The organism is Stenotrophomonas sp. AN71, from assembly GCF_050435725.1.
Lineage (GTDB): Bacteria > Pseudomonadota > Gammaproteobacteria > Xanthomonadales > Xanthomonadaceae > Stenotrophomonas.
Genome location: NZ_JBNDKU010000008.1, coordinates 59162 through 81146 on the forward strand (window position 1 = coordinate 59162; position 21985 = coordinate 81146).

Sequence of the window (21985 nt, forward strand, 5' to 3'; positions counted from 1 at the left end):
CTCGGCCCAGCTCCACGCATGGCGTGGAGCTACTGGCGCCGCCCCCGATTCACTTCGGCGGGCGCATAATCCGCCCCATGCCTATCATCCAGTCTCTGCTCGACACCGACCTGTACAAGTTCACCATGATGCAGGCGGTGCTCCACCAGCATCCCGGCGCCCAGGTGCAGTACCGGTTCAAGTGCCGCACCCCCGGCATCGGCCTGGCCCGCTACATCGACCAGATCGATGAAGAAATCGATCATCTGTGCAGCCTGCGCTTCAGCGACGCCGAACTGGACTACATGCGTGGCCTGCGCTTCGTGAAGCCGGACTTCGCCGATTTCCTCGGCCTGTTCCACCTGGACCGCAAGTACATCCAGCTGCGTGCGTCGAAGACCGTGCCCGGCGAGATCGAGCTGGACATCACCGGCCCATGGCTGCACACCATCCTGTTCGAAGTGCCGCTGCTGGCGATCATCAACGAGGTCTGGTTCCGCAACACCACCACCGCCGACTTCGCTGAAGGCGAGCGCCGCCTGCAGGCCAAGGCCGCGCTGCTGCGCGATACCCCCGGTTTCGAACAGTGCCGCATCGCCGACTACGGCAGCCGCCGCCGCTATTCGCGCGACTGGCACGCGCGCCTGCTGCCGCTGTTGCGCGATGCACTGGGCCCGCAGCTGGTGGGCACCAGCAACGTGCACTTCGCCCGCCTTTACGGCATGACCCCGCACGGCACCATGGCGCATGAGTACCTGCAGGCCTTCCAGGCGCTGGGACCGCGCCTGCGTGATTCGCAGGTGGCGGCATTGGAGTCGTGGGCACGCGAGTACCGGGGCGACCTCGGCATCGCGCTGTCCGACGTGGTCGGCCTGGATGCGTTCCTGCGCGACTTCGACATGTACTTCTGCAAGCTGTTTGACGGCGTGCGCCACGATTCGGGCGATCCGTTCGACTGGGGCGACCGCATGCTGGCGCACTTCCAGCAGCGCCGGGTCGATCCGCGCAGCAAGGTGCTCGTGTTCAGCGATGGGCTCGACATCGCCAAGGTGATGCGCCTGTACGACTACTTCCGTGGTCGCTGCCAGGTCGCGTTCGGGGTAGGCACCCATCTGACCAACGATCTGGGCCCAACGCCGCTCAACATCGTCATCAAGATGGTCCGCTGCAACGGCCAGCCCGTGGCCAAGCTCAGCGATTCGCCGGGCAAGAGCATGTGCGACGACCCCGGCTACCTGTCCTACCTGCGGCAGGTCTTCGAGCTGCCGCAGCCGGAGTAGGGACGTTGGCTTACAGGTAGTCGGCTTACAGGTAGTCGACCACGACCAGGTAGGCGCCCTGCAGCGGCTGCTGCTTCGACGCTTCCACGCGGTAGCGCTCGGAGAAGGCGATATCGCCGGCGCGCAAGGCGCCGGCCGACACCGACAGCTTCTGACCCTGGCGCTTGCCATCGCGCAGCGTCGCGGCCTGACCATCGGCCAGTGCCGTCACGGCCACCGTCGAGCCCTTGGCCGAGGGCGGGCAGGCCGCCAGGCTCAGCTCGCCCTGGGACAGGTTCGTCGTGCAGCCCGGCTCGGCGATGCGGCCGCTGAAGCGGATGCTGCCGCTGCTGGCCTGAGCCAGCGCACTGACGGACATCAGGGCCACGCACAGCAGAAGGGAGTTCCTCATGACACGTTCTCTGGTTCGGTGTGTCCTAGTTAGCGACAGGTTCGATCAGTCTTTAATAGGACGATTCCGAATCTGCTAGGGCCATCACCAAGAAAGAGTGATGCGCATCAAATAAGCCGATTTCCACCTGGAAAAGGCCTGTTTTCGCGCATGCCGAACGCGCCACTCAACACGTCATCAGCGGTCGCATCTGGCTAGATCGCGCCGCCGCCAAATCCCTCGCGCCCCCCAAGCTTCGATTTCGCCTAACACGTCACATTTAAGGCGTCAATAAATTGTCGTTCAGAAAAATAATGAGACTTTCATCACAGTTGTGCATATACTTGCGTCACGGATTCAGGGGAAGGTATGTCCGAGTCCGGCCACAGGTGAGACGCAAGGATGGGTCTTGTTAGCCCGGCAGTGCTCCTTGCTTCCTCCTCTACTTCTCATCTCTTCAGTAGGGTTAGGTAAAAGCGAATGCACAAGATCACTCTCATCGCCGCTCTGATGCTGGCCGCCGCTCCGCTGGCCGCCAACGCCGCCGACGGCACCATCACCTTCAATGGCAAGGTGACCGACAAGACCTGCACCATCTCGACCCCGGGCGGCAAGGACTTCGCTGTCACCCTGCCGACCGTGTCCAAGAACACCCTGGCCACCGCTGGTTCCGTTGCCGGTCGCACCCCGTTCGCCATCAACCTGACCAAGTGCAGCGCCGGCAACGTCGCCACCTACTTCGAGCCGGGTTCCACCGTTGACTTCAACAGCGGCCGTCTGGTCAACCAGTCCTCGGCCAACGCTGCCAACAACGTGCAGCTGCAGCTGCTGGGTTCGAACAACCAGTTCCTGCCGATCAAGGCTGCCGGCGCTGGCGTGGCCCAGACCAACTCGCAGTGGGTCACCGTCGGCACCGACGGCTCGGCCGATCTGAACTACTACGCTGAGTACTACGCCACTGCCGCCGCCACTCCGGGCGACGTCACCAGCAGCGTCAAGTACACGATCATCTACAACTGATCGTTGTCGTACCCGCATTGGCCGGCGTACGCGCCGGCCGATGCTCCGCGGCCCCTGGCCACACCCCTCGAGCGTAGTACTTCCGATGAAAGCAATCTTTCCCCGGGCGCTGCTGCTGGCAGCGTTCACGCTGCCCTTCTGCCAGAACGCTCTGGCCGGCGTGGTGGTCAACGGCACGCGAGTGATCTATCCGGCGCAGGCGCGCGAAGTCACCGTGCAGGTCGACAACGTGGGCGACTCGCCCGCGCTGGTGCAGGCCTGGATCGACAGCGGCGATGCCAACCAGACCGCCGATACCAGTGATGCCCCGTTCGTGCTGACGCCGCCGATCGCGCGCGTCGAACCGGGCCGCAGCCAGGCGCTGCGCCTGATCTTCTCCGGTGCGCAGCTGCCGACCGACCGCGAGTCGGTGTTCTGGCTCAACGTGCTGGATGTGCCGCCGTCGCCCGACAACGCCGACAGTGGCGAACAGAATTACCTGCAGGTCGCGTTCCGCTCGCGACTGAAGCTGTTTTACCGGCCGCAGGGCCTGAAGGGCGTCGCCAATGACGCACCGGCAGCACTGCGCTGGACCCTCGCCGGCGATCGCCTGCGGGTGGAAAACCCGAGCCCCTTCCACGTCACGCTGGCCGAAGTGCATGCCGTGACCGGCAGCAGCGAAAAGGCCGTCGAGGACAAGGGCGCGATGGTCTCTCCGAAGCAGAGCCTGGAATTCGCCGCACCTGCGGGCACCAGCCAGGTGCGCTTCATCACCATCAACGACTACGGCGGCCGGGTGGAACACACGATCCGCCTCGGCAGCACCGGGGGCTGAACGCGCCGCGCTGGCCATCGGCCTGCGCATCCCGCCACCGCCGCCGTGCGGCGAATTGAAGGAATGTCAGTGTGATCGGAAACAGATTGACATTGTCGATCCATCAGGCACTTTGCCTGCTGGTTGTTGGCGCGGCCTGCCCAGGATGGGCGCTGGCTGCACCGGCCAATCTCGGCGAACAGGCGCTGATGGCGCAGAGTGGTGCGGCCAATGCGCGCGCACCGGAGTCGGCCCAGTTCAACTCCAGCTTCCTGTCCGGCCAGGCCAAGCAGGTCGACCTGGCGGCCTTCAGCAACGGCAACCCGATGGTGGCCGGCAACTACCGCGTCGACGTCTATGTCAACGGTGGCTGGCAGGGCCGTCGCGATCTGCAGTTCAAGGCCGATGCGCAGGGCCACGTCGATGCCTGCCTGCCGCTGCCGATGCTGGAAGAAATGGGCGTGGACAGCGAAGCCGTGCTGCTGCAGCAGGATCCGACGCTGCCGACGGACAAGGCCAGTTGCGTGCCGGTGCAGCAACGCATGGCCAACGCCTATGGTGTCTACGACAGCGGCAATCTGCGCTACGACCTCAGCATCCCGCAGGTGTTCCTGCGCCGTGCCGCGCGCGGCTACGTCAATCCGGCACTGTGGGATCGCGGCATCAATGCCGGCTTCGTCGGCTACAGCTTCAACGCGATCGACAGCGACAGCCGCGTCGAAGGTGGCCAGCGCAATCGCAGTGCCTACCTCGGCCTCAACGCCGGCCTGAACCTGGGCGGCTGGCAGTTCCGTCACGACTCCAACCTGACCTGGTCCGAGGGTGATGGCCGCCACTGGCAGAGCATTGCCACCTATGCCCAGCGCGGCATCCCGCAGGTGCGCGGCATGCTCACCATCGGTGAGGCCTATACCACCGGCGAGCTGTTCGATTCGATCGGCTATCGCGGTGCCAGCCTGGCCAGCGACGACCGCATGCTGCCCGATTCGCTGCGCGGTTACGCGCCGATCGTGCGCGGCATTGCCGAGACCAATGCACGCGTTGAAGTGCGGCAGAACCAGCAGCTGATCTACTCCTCCACCGTGTCGCCGGGCAGCTTCGTCATCGACGATCTGTACCCGACCGGCTACGGCGGCGATCTGGAAGTGAGCGTGATCGAGGCCGACGGCCGCCGCCGTGAGTTCAAGGTGCCGTTCGGTTCGGTGCCGCAGATGCTGCGCGAAGGCGTGTCGCGCTACGCGCTGACCGCCGGCCAGGTGCGCAACAAGCTGCTGGCCGATGAGCCTTGGCTGGTGCAGGGCACCTACCAGCGCGGCATCGGCAACCAGCTGACCCTGTACGGCGGCAGCGCATTGAGCGATGGCTACCTCTCGCTGCTGTACGGTGTCGGCCTGTCCACGCCGGTCGGCGCGTTCGCCGCCGACGTCACCCATGCACGTACCTCGTTCGACCACTACGGCAGCCACACCGGCGCCAGTGTGCGGCTGAGCTACAGCAACATGATCGGCGAGACCGGGACCAACCTGACCCTGGCCGCCTACCGCTATTCGACCGAGGGCTACTACAGCCTGCAGGACGCGTTGTATGGCCGTGACTCGGACAAGCGCGGCATCGATCCGACCACCCGTGGCCGTCAGCGCAGCCAGTTCCAGGTGACCCTGAACCAGCCGCTCGGCCGTCGCGGCGGTGCCCTGTACGTGACCGGTTCGGTGCGTGACTTCTACGATCGCCCCGGCACCTCCAAGCAGTACCAGGTGGGCTACAACAACGCCTGGCGCTCGGTGAACTACGGCTTCTCGGCGCTGCGCACCGAAGAGGGCCTGCTCGGCCGCTCCGATACCCAATACCTGCTCTCGATGAGCGTGCCGCTCGGCCGGGGAACCCACCCGGTATCGTTCAGCGCCGACCTCGGTGCGCGCGATCGCGGTGGCTACGACAGCAGCCGCGTCGGCATCACCGGTTCGGCCGGTGTCGACAACAACTTCAGCTATGGTGCGGCCCTGTCCGATTCGCGCGAGGGTGGCACCACGGCGGTCGGCAATGTCGAGTACCGCAGCCGCTACTCCGCGTTGAATGCCACCTACAGCCACTCGCGTGATTTCCGCCAGGCATCGGTGGGTGCCAACGGCAGCGTGGTGGTGCATCCGGGCGGCTTCACCTTCACCCCGCAGCGTGGCGACACCATGGTGCTGGTCGAGGCACCGGGCGCGCGCGATGCGATCGTCAGCAACGCCCCGGGCCTGCGCGTCGATGGCCGTGGCTATGCGGTGGTGCCGTACGTGTCGCCGTACCGCCTCAACACCGTCACCCTCGACCCGCAGGGCATGGCCCACGATGTCGAGCTGGAGAGCACCAGCCAGTCGATCGCGCCGTTCGCCGGTGCCATCAGCTACCTGCGCTTCGATACCCGCAAGGGCAACGCGCTGCTGATCCAGGTGCGCAATACCGATGGGCGCACGATGCCGTTCGGCGCACAGGTCAAGGACGAGCGGGGCCAGCCGGTGGGCATGGTCAGCCAGGGTGGCCGCCTGTATGTGCGCAGCGAGCAGACCCAGGGCCGCCTGCTGGTGGAGTGGGGCGCCGGTGCCGACCAGCGCTGCACCATCGATTACCAGGTTCCGGCGGGCGCCGATGCGTCCAAGACCGGCTTCATCCCGCTGGAGGCAGCATGCCGATGATTTCTTCCCGTGGCCGCAAGGCGCTGGCCGCGCTGGCCATGCTTGGTGGCGCGCTGCTGGCGCAGCAGGCCAGTGCATCCTGCCGCATCCAGATCAATGGTTTCGTCGCCCAGGACGTCACCATGGACATGGGCCAGATCGTGATCCTGCCGAGCACCGCCGTCGGCGGCGTGATCAAGGAGATCAGCGTACCGATCAACCAGCAGAACAGCGTGGCGCGCTGCGACTGGTCCGGTGGCCGCTCGACAGGTGAGTATGTCAATGCCGCGCAGAAGCGGCCGGTGGCTGGTTTCTCCAACGTCTACGAGACCGACGTGGCCGGTGTGGGCATCCGCCTGTTCCGCGACTCCGGCGCGATCCAGGTCTACTACCCGCATTCCATCAACTTCGGCAGCAACAACACCATCTCGTTGGTCGGTGGCCAGTTCCGTATCCAGCTGATCAAGACCGCCGCGCAGACCGGCTCGGGCACGATCGCCCCCAACGGCCGCTTCACCACCTACTACTTCGATGGTGACGGTCCCAGCCGCCCGGTGCTGACCTCGACCTTCAGAGGCTCGGGTACCACCGTGGTCAGCCCGACCTGTGACGTGCAGGCCGGCAGCCGCAACATCGCCGTCGACTTCGGCAGCGTGCCCAACACCACCTTCACCGGTGTCGGTTCGCGTGCGGTCGACCGCGATTTCGAGATCCGCCTGAACTGCCAGGGCAGTAATGTCGCGGCCTACCAGAGCAAGGTCGGCATCCGCCTGGACGCCGACCAGGACAGCTCGAACATGCCTGGCGTGCTCAAGCTCAGTGCCGCCACCAACAGTGCTACCCGCATCGGCATCCAGATGGTCCAGCGCGATGGCACCACCGAGCGCGAAGTGCGTTTTGGCCAGACCATCAACATCGGCACCACCGCGCCCGGCACCAGCGTGATGAGCCTGCCGCTGCGCGCCCGCTACGTGCAGACGGTGGCCGGTACCGTAGGCGCCGGTGTCGCAAACGGACAGGCCACGTTCACCATCCAGTACGAGTAAGGCGGCCGCAGGCCGCCCATCGCTTGCACTTCCCCCAACGTCGCCCGTTCCCCGGGCGGCGTTGACTGCGTCTTGATCTTCCAACGATGAAGATCAATGCCACGACGCACGTACCGTCACCTGAATGTGATGTACGTCGCGAATTTGGAGTTCCCTCATGAGGTGACCGTCTCCTGCCCCCCGGGCCTTGGACGGGAAGCCGAAAGGATCCAGACGTGGCTACAGCGACGTGCAGTCCCCCGAGCCCGCCCGCGGGAGCGGGCCGATGAAGGTCCTGTCCGTGTTCGGCACGCGGCCGGAAGCGATCAAGATGGGCCCCCTGGTGCGGGCACTGGCGGACGCCCCGGACATCGAGTCGGTGGTCTGCATCACCGGCCAGCACCGGGCGATGCTGGACCAGGTGATGTCGCTGTTTGCGATCAACGCCGACCATGACCTCGATGTCATGGTGCCCAACCAGACCCTCAATGGCTTGTGCGCCAAGCTGTTCGAGCGGCTTGACGCGCTCTACACGCAGGTCCGCCCGGACCACGTACTGGTCCATGGCGATACCACCACGGCGATGACCGCCGCCCTGGCCGCGTTCCACCACCGCATCCCGATCGGCCACGTCGAAGCCGGCCTGCGCACCGGCGACATCAGCCGGCCGTGGCCGGAGGAAATGAACCGGCGGGTGATCGATGTGGTCGGCCACCAGTTGTATGCGCCGACGCCGGGTTCGCGCGCCAACCTCGCCCGCGAGCACCTGGGCGGGCAGATCCTGGTCACCGGCAACACCGTCATCGACGCCCTGCAGCAGACCGTGCAGCGCCTGGATGCCGACCCGGCACTGCGCGCGCAGGCCGACGAACCGTTCCACATGCTCGACCCGGGCCGCCGCCTGCTGCTGGTCACCGGCCACCGGCGCGAGAGTTTCGGCCAGGGCTTCGAGGACATCTGCCTTGCGCTGGCCGAGCTGGCCCAGCGGCCGGACCTGCAGGTGCTGTACCCGGTGCACCTCAATCCGAACGTACAGGGCCCGGTCAACGCCCACCTCGGCAACCTCGACAATGTGCATCTGGTGCCACCGCAGGACTACCTGCGCTTCGTGCGCCTGATGCAGCGCGCCGACGTCATTCTCACCGACTCCGGTGGCGTGCAGGAGGAAGCCCCTGCGTTGGCCAAGCCGGTGCTGGTGATGCGCGATGTCACCGAGCGTCCGGAGGCGGTCGAGGCCGGTGTGGTGAAACTGGTCGGCACACAGCCCTCGCGCATCGTCGATGCAGTCAATCAGGCCCTGGCCCAGCCACCCCAGCCGACCCGCTTCGACCCCGATGCCAGTCCTTACGGCGACGGCCGTGCCAGCGCGCGCATCGTCGCCGCATTGCGTGGCGCACCGCTGCCCGAGTTTTCGCCCGGCGTCCGCAACAGCGGCGTCGTCCACTCCCCTCTGCGCGAAGTGACGCCATGACCCAGACCGGCCGCTCTCCCTTGTATGTTTCCGCTGCCGCGTTCGTGCTGTCGAGCGTGGTCGCCAGCGCCCACGCCGCCGACACGGTCGCTGGCCAGTTCGCCGAGTGGAGCGGCGACAGCACGGTGAACCGGCAGATGACCCTGCGCGAGCTGGGCTTCCGCCAGCCGCTGGTACTGAGCGGGCAGGAGAGCCAGCGCGAGGTCTACCTGCCGGTGCCGGCCGGTGTCGCCACCCGCGATGCACAACTGCAGCTGGATGGGCGTTATGTGCGGGGCCATGCCGGACGCACCTCCGGGTTGTGGTCGGTCGATGGTGATCCGGTCGCCGCACGGTCCATCACCGATGCACAGGGCGATGCCAGCCAGTTGCTGGCCATCGACGGCGAACCCCGCCAGAACGGCTTCGTGCGGGTCGGCGTCGGCTGGTGGTCGGTCGTTTCCGATTACCAGTGTGCCGACCAGAGCGCGCCGGCCAACGTGTTGCGGCTGTCGCCGGATTCGCGTTTCAGTTACCGCTTCGACGGGCGTGCGGTCGATACCGTGGCCAAGGCGTGGGGCGCATTGCCGCCGCAGGTGCGCCTGCTGGTGGACGGCAGGGCGTTGCAGGCACCGGCCTATGATGCGGCCTGGCGCATCGGTACTGCGCTGCAGGCGGGCGGCAAGCAGGTACAGGTGATGGCGCTGCCCAAGGTTGGCGACAGTGTCGACCTGACCGGCATCAGCATCCCGGCCAGCCTGCAGGGCGTGCCGGCCTATGCCGCGCTTGCGGCCGGCGGGCGCGCGCATGCGATCAAGGATCTGGCCGAAGTCGGTGCGCTGCTGTCGCTGCGTGACAGTGGGCCGCTGGCCGCCGATGTGATGATCGGCAGCGAGGCACTTCGTGCCGGCGTGCGCGCGGCGCTGGATGCGCTGGCGGCGCAGGTGGGTGCCGCCGGTGCCGATGCAGGCACGGCCTTCGCCAGTTGGCGCGGCACGGACATGGCGGCGCTGGAAAAGCCTGCTGCCAATGCCTCGGTCAGCGTGGTGGCGGTCGCTGGCAGGCCGACGCTGGTGGTCGACCCGGCCGCCGCCGGCAAGGTGGCCGGGTTGTTCGCCGAACAGTGGCGCAGCTACGCGCTGGGACGCAGCCTGCAGGTCAGCGCCGCCGGGACACCGAAGCTTGACGGCGACCAGGTGCTGCTGAGCCGGCTCGGCAACATCGCCGGCACGATGGACGTGGTCACCCGTGCCGACCGCAGTGCCACCTTCGACCTGGGCGCACTGTCGGCCGATGGCCGCCTGCCGGAGGAAGTGGTGATCGACGTGTCGGCAGCGCCGAACGCCGCCGGGCAGGGCGCAGTGGCCACGATCTACTTCAATGACTACCTGCTGGGTGGCAAGGTGCTGTCGGCCAATGGCCAGCCGCAACGGCTGGTGGCCAAGGTACCGGCTTACGCCCTGTCGGCACGCAACGAGATCCGCGTCGCCTTCCTGCGCCAGCCGGCCCGCCCGTACTGCCATGACCCGGCCACCGGCTACCCGGTGTCGATCCTGCCCAGCAGCCACCTGACCCTGGCCAAGCGTTCGCTGGGCAGCGACTTCGTCGGTGCCAGCAGCCAGCTGTCACGCGGCAACCAGCTGTTCGTGCCCGGTCCCTGGCTGCAGGACGCACCGGCGTCGCTGGGCAAGGTGATCGCGGTGGCCAGCGCGGTCGGCGCATCGCCGGAAGCCTCGGAACTGAAGGTGGTCGACGCCGGTGCCGCGGTCAGCCCCGGCACGCCGTGGCTGGCTTTCGACGTGGCACCGTCCGGCGTCGACCTGGCCGGGTTGAAGGAGGGTCGCCTGCAGATCGGCGGCACGCCGCAACCGCTGCTGGATGTCAGTGGCCTTGATCGTGCCGCAGTAGTGCAGGTGGCCACGTCTGGCGGCCAGCTTGGTGTGCTGTACAGCGATCTCGGTGCGCAGGCGCCGGCGTTCGGCGCACCATTCCGGCTGCTGCGGGGCGATCTGGCGGTGCTGGATGGCAGCGACGTCGTCCGCGAATTCGACCGCCAGGATCCGTATGGCACGCGCGTGGCCCAGGACGGCAATCCGCAATCGAAGTGGGAACGGCACATGGTGTGGTTGCTGCTGCTGGTCGGCGTGATCGTGTTCGCGCTGCTGGCAGCCCGCGTCACCCAGGTGCGTCGTCGCAAGTCCGCCAACACAGGACACTGATCCACCGTGGACGGTCTGTTCTGGAACATCCAGCTGGCCAACTACTACGCTGCCCTGGAAACCACGGCGGCGGCGGTGGCTGTGCTGATCCTGATCTCCAGCCTCGATGACCTGTTCATCGATGTCTGGTACTGGGTGCGTGAAACCTGGCGGACGCTGACCGTCAAGCGCCGCGACGCGTACAGGCCGCTGACCCAGGAAGACCTGCTGCAGCGCCCGGAACAGCCGCTGGCGATCATGGTGCCGGCGTGGATGGAGTACGACGTCATCGCGCAGATGGTGGAGAACATGATCAACGTGCTCGATTACCGCGAGTACGTGGTGTTCGTCGGCACCTATCCCAATGACCAGCAGACCATCGATGAAGTCGAACGCATGCGCCGCCGCTACAAGCGCCTGCGCCGGGTGGAGGTGCCACATGGTGGCCCGACCAGCAAGGCCGACTGCCTGAACTGGCTGATCCTGGCGATCTTCGACTACGAGAAGCGCCACGACATCGAATTCGCCGGGGTGGTCCTGCATGACAGCGAGGATGTCCTGCACCCGATGGAGCTGCGGTTCTACAACTACCTGCTGCCGCGCAAGGACATGATCCAGCTGCCGGTCACCTCGCTGGACCGTGAGTGGTACGAGCTGGTGGCCGGTGTCTACATGGACGAGTTCGCCGAATGGCACGCCAAGGACCTGGTGGTGCGCGAAAGCGTGTCCGGGATGGTGCCCTCGGCCGGTGTCGGCACCTGCTTTTCTCGGCGCGCGCTGCTGGCGCTGAGCGCGCAGACCGACAACCAGCCGTTCAACACCGACAGCCTCACCGAAGATTACGACGTCGGTGCGCGGCTGGCGGCGATGGGCATGCAGTCGATCTTCGCCCGCTTCCCGGTGCAGTTCCGCGTGCGTCGACCTTCCTGGTTCGGCTGGGGACCGGTACGCGAACGTACCCAGCAGATGGCACTGTGCGTGCGCGAGTACTTCCCGGACAACTTCCGCGCCTCGTACCGGCAGAAGGCGCGCTGGGTGCTGGGTATCGGCCTGCAGAGCTGGGAATCGCTGGGTTGGCGCGGCTCGCTGGCCACCAAGTACCTGCTGGCGCGCGATCGCAAGGGCATCATCACGTCATTCGTCAGCATCATCGCCTACCTCATTTTCCTGCAGCTGCTGTTGTTCTGGGTGCTGAAGATGACCGGAGTGTGGACGATGCAGTTCCCCAGCGTGTTCCAGGCCGGTACCTGGCAGATGAACGTGGCACTGCTGACCACCGCAGCGCTGGTCACCCGCGTCGTGCAGCGCTTCTACTTCGTCAACCGGCTGTATGGCTGGGAACATGCACTGATGTCGATCCCCCGCATGGTGGTCGGCAACATGATCAACTTCATGGCCACTGCGCGCGCGTGGAAGATGTTCCTGGCTTACCTGCTGTTCGGCAAGCGCATGGTCTGGGACAAGACCATGCACGACTTCCCCGATGCGGCGCAGCTGGTGCAGACGCGCAAGCAGCTTGGCGAGCTGCTGACCACCTGGCAGGCGGTCGAGCCTGATCGCCTGCAGCAGGCGCTGCAGCAGCAGACCGATGGGCGCCATCAGCCATTGGGCCGCATCCTGTTGACCCAGGGCTGGCTGGATGATGAGACCCTTGCCGAAGCCATCGCCTTCCAGGGCGACCTGCCGCGCGCGATGATCGATATCGACTACCTGCGCAGCGGATCATTCCCGGTCAGTGCCAGTACCTGCGTGCAATGGCGCATGCTGCCGCTGCCACCGCGCCAGCAGGGCACACTGCGCCTGGCCGTGGCCAGCCCGCTGTCCGAGGATGCCGTGGCGCTGTTGAAGCAGGAAACACACAGCAGCCATCTCGAACAGAACATCGCCCGCGAAAGCGAGATCAATGCCGGCCTGCGCCTGATCGGCGGCGACGAGGACTGGCGCGTGGACAGCGTTCCCCTGCTGGGGGATCTGCTGGTGGAGATGCGCCTGATCGACCATGCGCGTTTCGAGATCGCGCTGGACGAATACAAGCCGCAACGCGACGGCCGCATCGGCGACTATCTGGTGAAGCAGGGCATCACCACCGAAGATGCCGTGGCGCAGGCCATGCAGGAGCAGCGCCGGCGTGCGGCCGCGTTGCAGTCGCCGCCTCCCGGAGCCTTGCCGGCATGAAGACCACGCTGCTGTCCACCGTCATTGCGCTCGCCCTGGCCTCGGTTGTCGCGCCGGTGCAGGCGCAGGCCGACGCACCGCTGCCACTGTCCGGTGCGGCCTACCGCATCGCCGGGCAGGCGTTCGCCGCTTACGAGCGCGGTGATTACCGGGCGGCCTACCAGCAGTCCAGCGAAGCGATCCGGCTGCGCCCGGACGTGGTGCGGCTGCGCCTGCTGCAGATCTACGCGCTGCAGAAGCTTGGCCGCAGCGACGAAGCGCAGCAGCAGGCACGCCGCGCACTGGATGCGGGATTGAGGGATCCGGCATTGCCGGTGCTGGCGAGCGCGCCGGCCGCCAGCGGCGCTGCCGCCGCAGGTGGCGCGCGAGCGCCGGCCGCGGCCCGCCAGACCGCCGCCGAGCGTGCCTACCAGGCGGCGTTCGCCTTGGCCACCGAGGCCTACACCGCTTACAACAACGACCAGATGAGCGTGGCGGCCAGCAAGGCCGAACAGGCGTTCCGCCAGCAACCGCAACAGGGGGCCTGGGCGATGTTGTGGGTGGCCTCGCTGGAGGCCCAGCAGCAGCTGGAACAAGCCGACGCGGCCGCAGCCACGGCGCTGCAGCTGGGGGCACCGAATGTGGCGGACCTGCGCGCCAAGCGCGTGGCACTGGGCCGCCAGCGTGCGGTGAAGCCGGCCCAGGACGGCTACCAGGCGTTGATCGCGCAGGATTTCACCGCGGCCGTGGGCTTCGCCCGCGAGGCAGTCGAACGCGCGCCGGATGTGGCCTCCCATCGCCTGCTGCTGATGACCGCACTGGAGCTTGACGGGCAGCTGCCCGAAGCCGAACGCACCGCCGACCAGGCGCTGGGCAACGATGCCGACGATACGGTCGCGCGGGTCATGCGGGCCTATCTGCGCCAGCGTCAGGGCAACAGCGCCGATGCCAATGCCGATTTCGATGCGGCGCTGAAGCAGGATTGGCTCGATGCCCAGCAGCAGCGCAATGTGCGCCTGCTCGCCGTCGATGCGGCCATTGCCGCCGGCGACCGGGAACGCGCCACAGCGCTGCTGGCACCCCTGCAGACCGATACGTTGACCGATGAGGATGAGGCGGCGCGCAGCACGATCCGTCAGGCGATCGCCCAGCGCAGCAAGGCGATCCGCGCCGCGCGCGCGGGCCAGGCGTTGACCCGGCTGTCCTACCCGGCGCCCATCCAGCAATGCCGGGATACCCCCTATGGAACCCAGTGCGAACTGGTGCCGACCGACCTGCAGGGGGAGGGCGGTGCCGCGCAGCGGGCCTATGCCGCCTATGGTCGGCAGGACTATGCGCAGGCCATTGCCGATGCGCGCCAGGCCGTGCAGGAGTCCCCCGACAATGCCGGCCTGCAGGGCCTGCTCACCACCACGTTGGCCTCGGGCAACCGCAGCCAGCAGGCGGAGGCGCGGCAGCGCCTGGATAGGGCGCTGGCCGAACACCCGCAGGATGCGGGGCTGCTGATGCAACGCGGCTACCTGCAGCAGCGCGCGGGTGATCCGCTGCGCGCATTGGATGATTTCCGCAGCGCCGAAGCCACCGGCAAGGCACCGCCGACAGTGGTGATGGACCAGGCCTATGCGGCGGCGGCCAGCGGTGACAACCGGCAGGCTGCGCGCCTGCTGCGTGGTGCCATCGACAAGGCCGATGCCGGAACGCTCCCCCTGGATACCGCCCAGCGTTACAACACGCGCAGCGCCATCGCCAGTTACGAGCGCGAATGGGGCGTGACCCTTGCGGCCGGCTACCGCGGTGCCAACCAGTCGGCCACCAACCTCGGCGGCGCCGCGATCAGCACGCCGGGGGCATCGGTGTTCGGCACGCTGGAGGCGTTCTGGCGGCCGCAGGCGACCCACAACCAGCACGGCACGCTGGAACTCTATGCACGCCTAGCCGATACGCTGTACGACGAAGGCGGAACCTACGAATCGATCTTCTCCGTCGACCCATGTACCGGTGCGCAGACACCGGACTCACGCGCCCTCGCCGATCGCCTGAGCCGCTCGCGATCGGTCGCCGGCTGGCCGTCCACCATCGGTTCCTTCGGGGTGCGCTATGCGTTTGGCCAGACCGGCCTGAGCGTGGGGCTGGAACGTCGGCAGTTCCTCGGCAGTGCCACGCGTCGCGGCGGCATCTATGCCGATTCGGCTGCGGTGCGCTGCCGGATCCAGCTGGAGTCGGAACGCCCACTTCAGGTCAATACACTGGCTCGCTACCGGCTGGACAGCAATGCCGGGGGCTGGATGACCTATGCCACCTATGGCTTCTACCACGGCACCGGCGTACGCACCGACGTCAACCAGTGGTGGTACTACAGCGGCTACATGCAGGCCGGCTATACCTGGGACGACAATCGCGCGCGCTTCACCGTCGATGCGCTGGATGCCAACGGCAATCCCGGCCAGCGCCTGGTTGAATCCAGTGGACGGCTGCGCCGCCAGCAGGCCTTCGCTGCGGCCGAACTGCGTGCCGGCCGCAGCTATCGCTTCGGCGCCGAACAGACCCGCTGGGTGGTTACGCCCTATGTGGTGGTCGGTGCGGACTGGCTGGACCAGCGCTCGCGCGTCAGTGGAATCGACTATCCGCTGATCGGCTCGCAGTCGTTCCTGTTGTCCGATACCGCGCGCAGCTGGTCGCTGGGAACCGGCCCGGGCGTGGGCGTGCGTTACTGGTTCCGCGAAGACCACTACAACGCCGCACGTTCGTACCTGGACCTGACCGTGCAGTACCGGTTCGCACTCGGCGGCGGCGACCGGCAACGCGCCCAGGGCCTGTTCGCCACCGCCATCCTGTATTACTGACCCTGCATCGAGGATTCGACGATGAGACGCATCTCCACGTTCGAGCTTCCATCGCACCCGCTGCGGGTGGTGATGTTCGGCGCACTGCTGGCGGCGCTGCCGGTGGCAACGCAGGCACAGGCACCGGCACCGGGAGGGGCCGCCTCCGCCGCGCAGGACTCGTCGATCGTACTGACCGGCAAGGACGGATGGCTGTTCCCGGCCTGGGGCAGCCTCACCACCGTCGACGCGCCGGCCATCGCCCGCAACACCGCGCTGATCGCCGAAGCCCGCCAGGCGCTTGCGGCGGTGGGCGTGCAGCTGCAGGTGCTGGTACTGCCGGACAAGGCCCTGTTCTATGAAGACAAACTGCCCGACGGCAAGCGCTTGGGCGACGCCGTGCGCGGCCGTTACGCGCTGGAACTGGATGGCCTCGGCAAGGCGCAGGTTCCCGCCGTCGATGCCATGAAGGTGCTGCGCCAGCTGCAGCAGAGTGGCCAGGACGTGTTCTACCGCAGTGACCAGCACTGGACCCAGCCGGCTGCCGATGCGGTGGCCAGTGCCGTGGCGACCAGGGTGAAGGAACAGGTACCGACCCTGGCGGGCCAGGCCGGCAGCGGCATGCCGTTGGGCAGTGAGATCAAGGAACGCCGCTTCGGCGATCTGGCCGAACTGTTCCTCACTGACGAGCAGCGCAAGGCGATCGGTCGCGACACCTTCACCGTGCGCCGCCAGGCCGATCAGCAGTCGTTGCTGGACGATGCCCCGGCGCCGGTGCACGTTACCGGGCACAGCATGGTCCAGCCGTACTTTGGTTTCCCGCAGAAGCTGTCCAACCTGATCGACCGCCCGGTATCGGTGAACTGGAAGCCGGGCAATGTCGGCCACTGGGTGGTGCTGCTGGAGTATCTGGAATCGCCCGAGTTCAAGCAAAACAAACCGCAGGTGCTGGTCTGGCAGATGTTCGAACCCTCCTATCCGCAGGGCCCGGATGCGCGCGGGCAGTGGGACAACGCCTCGATCATGACCGCCGAGCAATGGAAGGCGCGATTGCACAAGGCCGTGGGGCAGTAGACCAATGAGTGCCCGCCCCGGCGCACCGCCGCCTCTGCCACCCGCGGCGCCTCCTCGCGCGCATCGGCTGGCCGCCGTGGTGGTGGCCGCATTGTTGCTGGCAGGGCTGTGCGCCGGTGGCTGGATGCTGGCCCACGCGAGACTGCCGGCAGAGAAGCTGCTGCCGTCGCGCTGGGCCGACGGTGAAGCAGGCCAGGCGATCAACCAGGCACTGCGGCTGCCGATCCAGGCTGACGGTGACCGGATCAGTGCCGCGCTGCGCTACCGCCTGCTCGGTGATACCGGCGACCAGGTCGCGCTGGGTTGCCCGGACTGGCTGTTCTACCGCGACGGCCTGCGCCCACCGCCGGGCGCAGGCGCGGCAGTGTTCGGCCAGCGCGTGCGGCTGATGCGGCATTGGTCGCAGCAGCTGCAGGCACGGGGTGTGCAGCTGCTGGTCGTGGTGGTACCGGACAAATCGCGCATCGAGCAGGTACACACCTGTGGCCTGCGCTATTCGCAGCCGATGCGCGCGCGCTATGCGCAATGGCAGCAGGCGCTGGCCGCCGCCGGCGTGCCCGGCGTGGATCTGCTGCCGGTGCTGTCCGCGCAGGACGCGCCTTTGTTCTTCCGCACCGACGTGCACATGAACCGCATCGGCGCGCAGCGTGCGGCCGATGCAGTCAGCGCGGCCGCATTGCCATTGCTGGGCGGGCCGGGCACGCAGGCGTTCGAGGTGGGCCCGTTGGGTGCGCCACAACCGCGCATGGGCGACCTGATCGTGCTGGCCGGGCTGGAGCACGCGCCGCCAGCCTGGCGCCCTGCGCTGGATCAGGAAGCGGAGCAGGTAATCGCACCGATCCGCAGCGGCGGCCTGCTGGATGACACACCGCCGGTGGAAGTGTTGCTGCTGGGCAGTTCCAATGGACGCCGCAGCCTGTTCGCCGAACGCCTGGGCCGGGGCCTGGGCCGCGAAGTGTGGAACCAGAGCCTGGACGGTGGCCAGTTCTCCGGTGCGTTGCTGGCGGCATGGCCGCAGCAGGCCAGCTGGCCGCCGAGCCTGAAACTGGTGATCTGGGAATTCTCCGAAATGGCCCTGTCGCTGCCGCTGACCGAAGGCGAGCAGAAGGCACTGGCCGGTATCGACTGAGCGCCGACCGCCCATGCTCTTCAACTCCTTCCTGTTCCTGCTGGTGTTCCTGCCGATCGCACTGGGCGTGTACTACCTGGTGGGCGCACTGCAGCCGCGGCTGGCGGCATTGTGGCTGTGCGTGGCGTCCATCGTGTTCTACGGCTGGTGGAATCCGCAGTTCGTGATCCTGCTGGCCGGCTCGATCCTGTTCAACTACCTGGTCAGCCTGGTCATCCTGGCGCTGGCCGGGCGGCCGCGGCTGCAGTTGCTGGCCACTGCTTTCGGCGTCGCCGCCGACATCCTGCTGCTGGTGCATTACAAGTACTTCGCGGCGATGGTGAACTTCGTGCACGACCTGGGCCTGAATGTCGGCCCGATGGACACGCTGATCCTGCCGCTGGGCATCTCCTTCTTCACCTTTACCCAGATCGGCTACCTGCTGGACTGCCGCGCCGGCGTGGTCAACGACCGCAGCCCGCTCAGCTATGTGCTGTTCGTGACCTTCTTCCCGCACCTGATCGCCGGTCCGATCCTGCACCACAAGGAGATGATGCCGCAGTTCAGCAAGCGCGAAACCTATCGCTTCCAGGCCGAGAACCTGTCCATCGGCGGCATGCTGTTCGTGATAGGGCTGGCCAAGAAGGTACTGATCGCCGACCCGATGGCGCCGTATGCCGATGCCGGCTTCGCCGCGACCGGCGATGTGCAGTTCTGGGGCGCGTGGGCCACCGCGCTGACCTACGCGCTGCAGTTGTACTTCGATTTTTCCGGCTATTCGGACATGGCGCTGGGCCTGGCGCGCATGTTCGGCATCCGCTTCCCGCTGAACTTCAATTCGCCCTACAAGGCCACCAGCATCATCGATTTCTGGGCGCGCTGGCACATGACGCTCACCCGCTACATCACCGCCTACCTGTACTACCCGGTGGCGATGGCGGTGACCCGCTGGCGCAGCCGTCATGGACGGCCCACCGGCCCGGCGGCGGTGGCCAGCGCCGGTGGCTTCCTGTCGATGATCGTGCTGCCCACGGTCTGGGCGATGGGCCTTGCCGGCATCTGGCATGGCGCGGGCCTGCAGTTCCTGATCTTCGGCCTGCTGCATGCCGGCTACCTGGCGATCAATCACGCCTGGCGGGTGTTCGTGGGTGGGCGCAAACCGGCCGCGATGCGTACGCTCAATCCGCTCCAGCACGCGGGCTACCTGCTGCTGACCTTCGCCGCGGTGCTGGTCGCGCAGGCCTTCTTCCGCGCCGATGGCGTTCACGATGCCTGGCAGCTGGTGCAGGGCATGTTCGGCGTGCGTGGCTGGGAAGGCATCGAGCACCTCGGCCACGTTGGTGCGCTGGGCGTGGCCGATGGTCTGCGCCTGTTGATCGGCCATCACCTGCAGCTGCTTTACATCCTGGTTGCGCTGTCCATTGTCTGGCTGGCCCCGAACGCGCACCAGATCATGGGCGTGTACTCGCCCTCGCTGGCCAAGCCGAACCCGGCACCGCGCGCGTGGATGCGCTGGCAGCCGAACCTGGCCTGGCTGCTGTTGATGCTGGTGATGCTGGCGTTGTGCCTGCTCAACCTGCACAAGGAAACCCGTTTCCTCTACTTCCAGTTCTGACAAGGTGGATTCCAACATGGACAAGCAGACGATCCAGAGCCAGCTGATCGACATCATCGAAGCGGTGATCGGCACACGCGTGCAGCCTGACGAATACATGGAGTCGCTGTTCGATTCGATGTCCAAGGTGCAGCTGATGGTCGAGGTCAAGGACCGCCTGGGCGTGACCCTGCCGGTGGACGAGATCGACACCCTGGTGGACTCGGTGCAGGTGCTGGCGGATTACGTGGCCGCGCACCGTTCCCGCTGATCGTGGCCCGCCGGAGGTAGCGCCATGCACTTCGATTTCGACCACTGCCGTTTCACCGCCCAGGATGTCGCCCCGCAGGCCCCGGCGCTGCACACCGCCGATGGCGTGCTCGATTGGGCGGGGCTGCACCGCAGCACCCGGGACTGGATCGAACGCGCGCACGCGCATGGCGTGACGGAAGGCGATGCGCTGGTGATCTCCGGGCACAAGGAAGCACGGTTCGTGGTCGCCATGCTCGGCTGCCTGTGCATGGGCGTGACCTATGTGCCGGTGGACAACATCAACCCACCCGCGCGCCTGCAGCGCATCACCACGCTGGTGCGTGCACGTGCCATCTACGATGCAGTCACCGATGACTTCTTACGCGGTGCCGACGTGCCACAGCCACTGGCAGTGCCGGGGCTGGCCTACATCATGTTCACCTCCGGCAGCACCGGCGACCCGAAGGGTGTGCAGATCGGCCGTGACAGCGTGGCGCTGTTCACCGGCTGGATCCGCGACTGCCTGGCATTGGGGCCCGCGCCGGCCTTCATGAACCAGATGCTGTTCAGCTTCGACTTCTCGCTGTTCGACCTGTGCGGTGCGCTGGGGCTGGGTGGCTGCTGCGTGCTGTGCCCGCGCGATGTCATCACCAGCAGTGAGCACTTCATCGATCATCTGCGTGACTCCCGCGTGGCGGTGTGGGCGTCCACGCCCTCGTTCGTGCGTCAGCAGATGCTCAACCCACGGTTCGATGCAATGCATCTGCCGGACCTGCGTGTATTCGTGTTCGGCGCCGAATCGCTGACGCCGCGCGTCGCCGAAGAACTGTGGGCGCGTTTTCCACAGGTGCGCATCATCAATTCCTATGGGCCTACCGAAGCGACCTGTTCCACCACCTGGGTGGAGATCGATCCGCCGCTGCGCGCGGTCGCGCCCAATCCCTTCCCGATCGGCGTGGCCAAGCCCTATGCCGAGGTGTTCCTGCTCGACGGCGAAATCTGCATGTCCGGCGACCACGTGATGCGTGGCTATCTGGAACGGCCCGACCTGGATGCGGGCGTGTTGTTTGAACATCACGGCAAGCGCGCGTACAGAAGTGGCGACTTGGGCGACCAGGACGCACAGGGTCGGTTCTATTTCCGCGGCCGGCGCGATGATCAGATCAAGCTCAACGGTTATCGCATCGAACTGGCCGAGGTCGACGTCGGCCTGGCCCGGCTGCCCGGTGTGGTGGCTGGTGCGGCCGTGGTGCTGCGGAGACCGGACGGCAGCCTGGTGCGGATGATCGGTTTCGTCGAAACCGCACAGCCTGCATCGGGTGAACTGCAGCGCGTACCGGCGGCGCTGGCCGACTGGAAGGATCAGCTTGAACGCTACATGCCGCCCTACATGATTCCCTCCGAGCTGTTCGCCGTGGAGGCCCTGCCACAGACGATCAGCAACAAGGTCGATCGCAAGCAACTGGAGCAGCGTTACCAGACGCTGGCACGCACGCTCCGCACGACGGAGAAACCTGCATGAACATCCACCCGATGACATCGTTGATCGTTGCCACGCTGTTGTTTCCTGCAAGCGCGGCCGTCGCCCAGCAGGCCGCCCCGGAAGGTCGTCTGGCCCAGTTGTATGCGCCACGACCACCTGCCGGCTCGGCGTTCGTGCGTGTGCTCAACCCGGGACCGACCACGGTAGTGGCCGGTATCGCCAACGGTGCGGACCAGCGCGTGGGAGGGGCCACGCGCGCCACCCGCTATGCCATCGTCGAAGGCGGCAAGCCGTTTACTGTGCGCGTGGCCGGCGCGGCGCGCACGCAGGCGGCGGTGGCTGCGGGCAGCTTCAGCACGCTGGTGCTTGATGCAGCCGCCCCGGCCAAGCCGCTCACCGTTCTGGAAGACGGCGGCGGCAGCAGCGACGCATTGAAGGCCGAGATCCGCTTCTACAACCTGGCGGGCAACTGCACGCAGGGCACACTGGCGATGGCCGACAAGGGCGCCGTGGTGTTTCCTGCGGTGGCCGGCGGTCGCAGCGCCGCGCGCGGCATCAATCCGGTCAAGGCGCGGCTGGTGGCCCGCTGCGGTGGCAAGGACAGCGGGCCGCTGGAACTGCCGGCGCTGCAGCCTGGCGATCATTACAGCCTGTTCCTCACCGGCGGTGCCGCTGCGCCGGTGTTGCAGGGACAGCTCAGTGGTACCGATGCGGTGGGGCGCTGAG

The 21985-nt window shown here is 66.9% G+C and carries 16 protein-coding genes; 15 read left to right on the forward strand and 1 reads right to left on the reverse strand.

Going from position 1 to position 21985, the window contains the following annotated elements; translation table 11 throughout:
* Nucleotides 1-77: 77 nt before the first annotated feature.
* Nucleotides 78-1259 (forward strand): nicotinate phosphoribosyltransferase, encoded by a 1182-nt coding sequence (gene pncB, locus ABH900_RS13600; protein WP_429623479.1) that lies wholly within the window; start codon nucleotides 78-80, stop codon nucleotides 1257-1259.
* 25 nt (nucleotides 1260-1284) lie between these two features.
* Here the strand turns inward: pncB and ABH900_RS13605 are convergent, their stop codons facing one another.
* Entirely contained in the window at nucleotides 1285-1650 is a 366-nt protein-coding gene (locus tag ABH900_RS13605; RefSeq protein WP_429623481.1) for a hypothetical protein, read from the reverse strand.
* A 459-nt stretch (nucleotides 1651-2109) separates the two neighbouring features.
* Here ABH900_RS13605 and ABH900_RS13610 point away from each other — a divergent pair, with 459 nt between their 5' ends.
* The 14 genes from ABH900_RS13610 to ABH900_RS13675 all read left to right on the forward strand — a co-directional run bounded on the left by ABH900_RS13610 (nucleotide 2110) and on the right by ABH900_RS13675 (nucleotide 21984).
* Entirely contained in the window at nucleotides 2110-2649 is a 540-nt protein-coding gene (locus ABH900_RS13610) for a fimbrial protein (RefSeq protein WP_429623482.1), read from the forward strand.
* Between the two features lie 85 nt (nucleotides 2650-2734).
* A complete protein-coding gene (locus ABH900_RS13615; protein WP_429623484.1) occupies nucleotides 2735-3463 on the forward strand; it encodes a fimbrial biogenesis chaperone in 729 nt (242 codons plus the stop codon).
* Nucleotides 3464-3555: 92 nt separating this feature from the next.
* On the forward strand, nucleotides 3556-6120 hold the full coding sequence (locus ABH900_RS13620; protein ID WP_429623693.1) for a fimbria/pilus outer membrane usher protein: 2565 nt from the start codon (nucleotides 3556-3558) through the stop codon (nucleotides 6118-6120).
* The gene (locus ABH900_RS13625) at nucleotides 6111-7145 is read left to right on the forward strand and encodes a fimbrial protein (protein WP_429623485.1); all 1035 of its coding nucleotides are present in this window, start codon (nucleotides 6111-6113) and stop codon (nucleotides 7143-7145) included. Before ABH900_RS13620 ends, ABH900_RS13625 begins: the two co-directional genes overlap by 10 nt.
* Nucleotides 7146-7410: 265 nt before the next feature.
* Complete coding sequence (wecB, locus tag ABH900_RS13630) at nucleotides 7411-8595, forward strand: non-hydrolyzing UDP-N-acetylglucosamine 2-epimerase (RefSeq protein WP_429623487.1); 1185 nt, start codon at nucleotides 7411-7413, stop codon at nucleotides 8593-8595.
* The gene (locus tag ABH900_RS13635; protein WP_429623488.1) at nucleotides 8592-10793 is read left to right on the forward strand and encodes a hypothetical protein; all 2202 of its coding nucleotides are present in this window, start codon (nucleotides 8592-8594) and stop codon (nucleotides 10791-10793) included. The genes wecB and ABH900_RS13635 overlap by 4 nt, the downstream gene beginning before the upstream one ends.
* Nucleotides 10794-10799: 6 nt before the next feature.
* Entirely contained in the window at nucleotides 10800-12947 is a 2148-nt protein-coding gene (locus ABH900_RS13640; protein ID WP_429623490.1) for a glycosyl transferase family protein, read from the forward strand.
* Nucleotides 12944-15769 (forward strand): NfrA family protein, encoded by a 2826-nt coding sequence (locus ABH900_RS13645; protein WP_429623491.1) that lies wholly within the window; start codon nucleotides 12944-12946, stop codon nucleotides 15767-15769. The genes ABH900_RS13640 and ABH900_RS13645 overlap by 4 nt, the downstream gene beginning before the upstream one ends.
* A 21-nt stretch (nucleotides 15770-15790) precedes the next feature.
* Nucleotides 15791-16822, forward strand: a complete 1032-nt coding sequence (locus ABH900_RS13650; RefSeq protein WP_429623492.1) for an alginate O-acetyltransferase AlgX-related protein — start codon at nucleotides 15791-15793, stop codon at nucleotides 16820-16822.
* A gap of 4 nt (nucleotides 16823-16826) precedes the next feature.
* Nucleotides 16827-17951: an alginate O-acetyltransferase AlgX-related protein gene (locus tag ABH900_RS13655; protein ID WP_429623494.1), complete on the forward strand. Its 1125-nt coding sequence runs from the start codon at nucleotides 16827-16829 to the stop codon at nucleotides 17949-17951.
* Between the two features lie 13 nt (nucleotides 17952-17964).
* Nucleotides 17965-19545: an MBOAT family O-acyltransferase gene (locus ABH900_RS13660; protein ID WP_429623495.1), complete on the forward strand. Its 1581-nt coding sequence runs from the start codon at nucleotides 17965-17967 to the stop codon at nucleotides 19543-19545.
* Nucleotides 19546-19561: 16 nt separating this feature from the next.
* Nucleotides 19562-19795, forward strand: coding sequence for an acyl carrier protein (locus tag ABH900_RS13665; protein WP_429623496.1), 234 nt, complete (start codon nucleotides 19562-19564; stop codon nucleotides 19793-19795).
* Nucleotides 19796-19819: 24 nt separating this feature from the next.
* Nucleotides 19820-21298, forward strand: a complete 1479-nt coding sequence (locus ABH900_RS13670) for an AMP-binding protein (RefSeq protein WP_429623498.1) — start codon at nucleotides 19820-19822, stop codon at nucleotides 21296-21298.
* Nucleotides 21295-21984, forward strand: a complete 690-nt coding sequence (locus ABH900_RS13675; protein WP_429623499.1) for an alginate O-acetyltransferase AlgF — start codon at nucleotides 21295-21297, stop codon at nucleotides 21982-21984. Before ABH900_RS13670 ends, ABH900_RS13675 begins: the two co-directional genes overlap by 4 nt.
* Nucleotide 21985 lies beyond the last annotated feature (1 nt).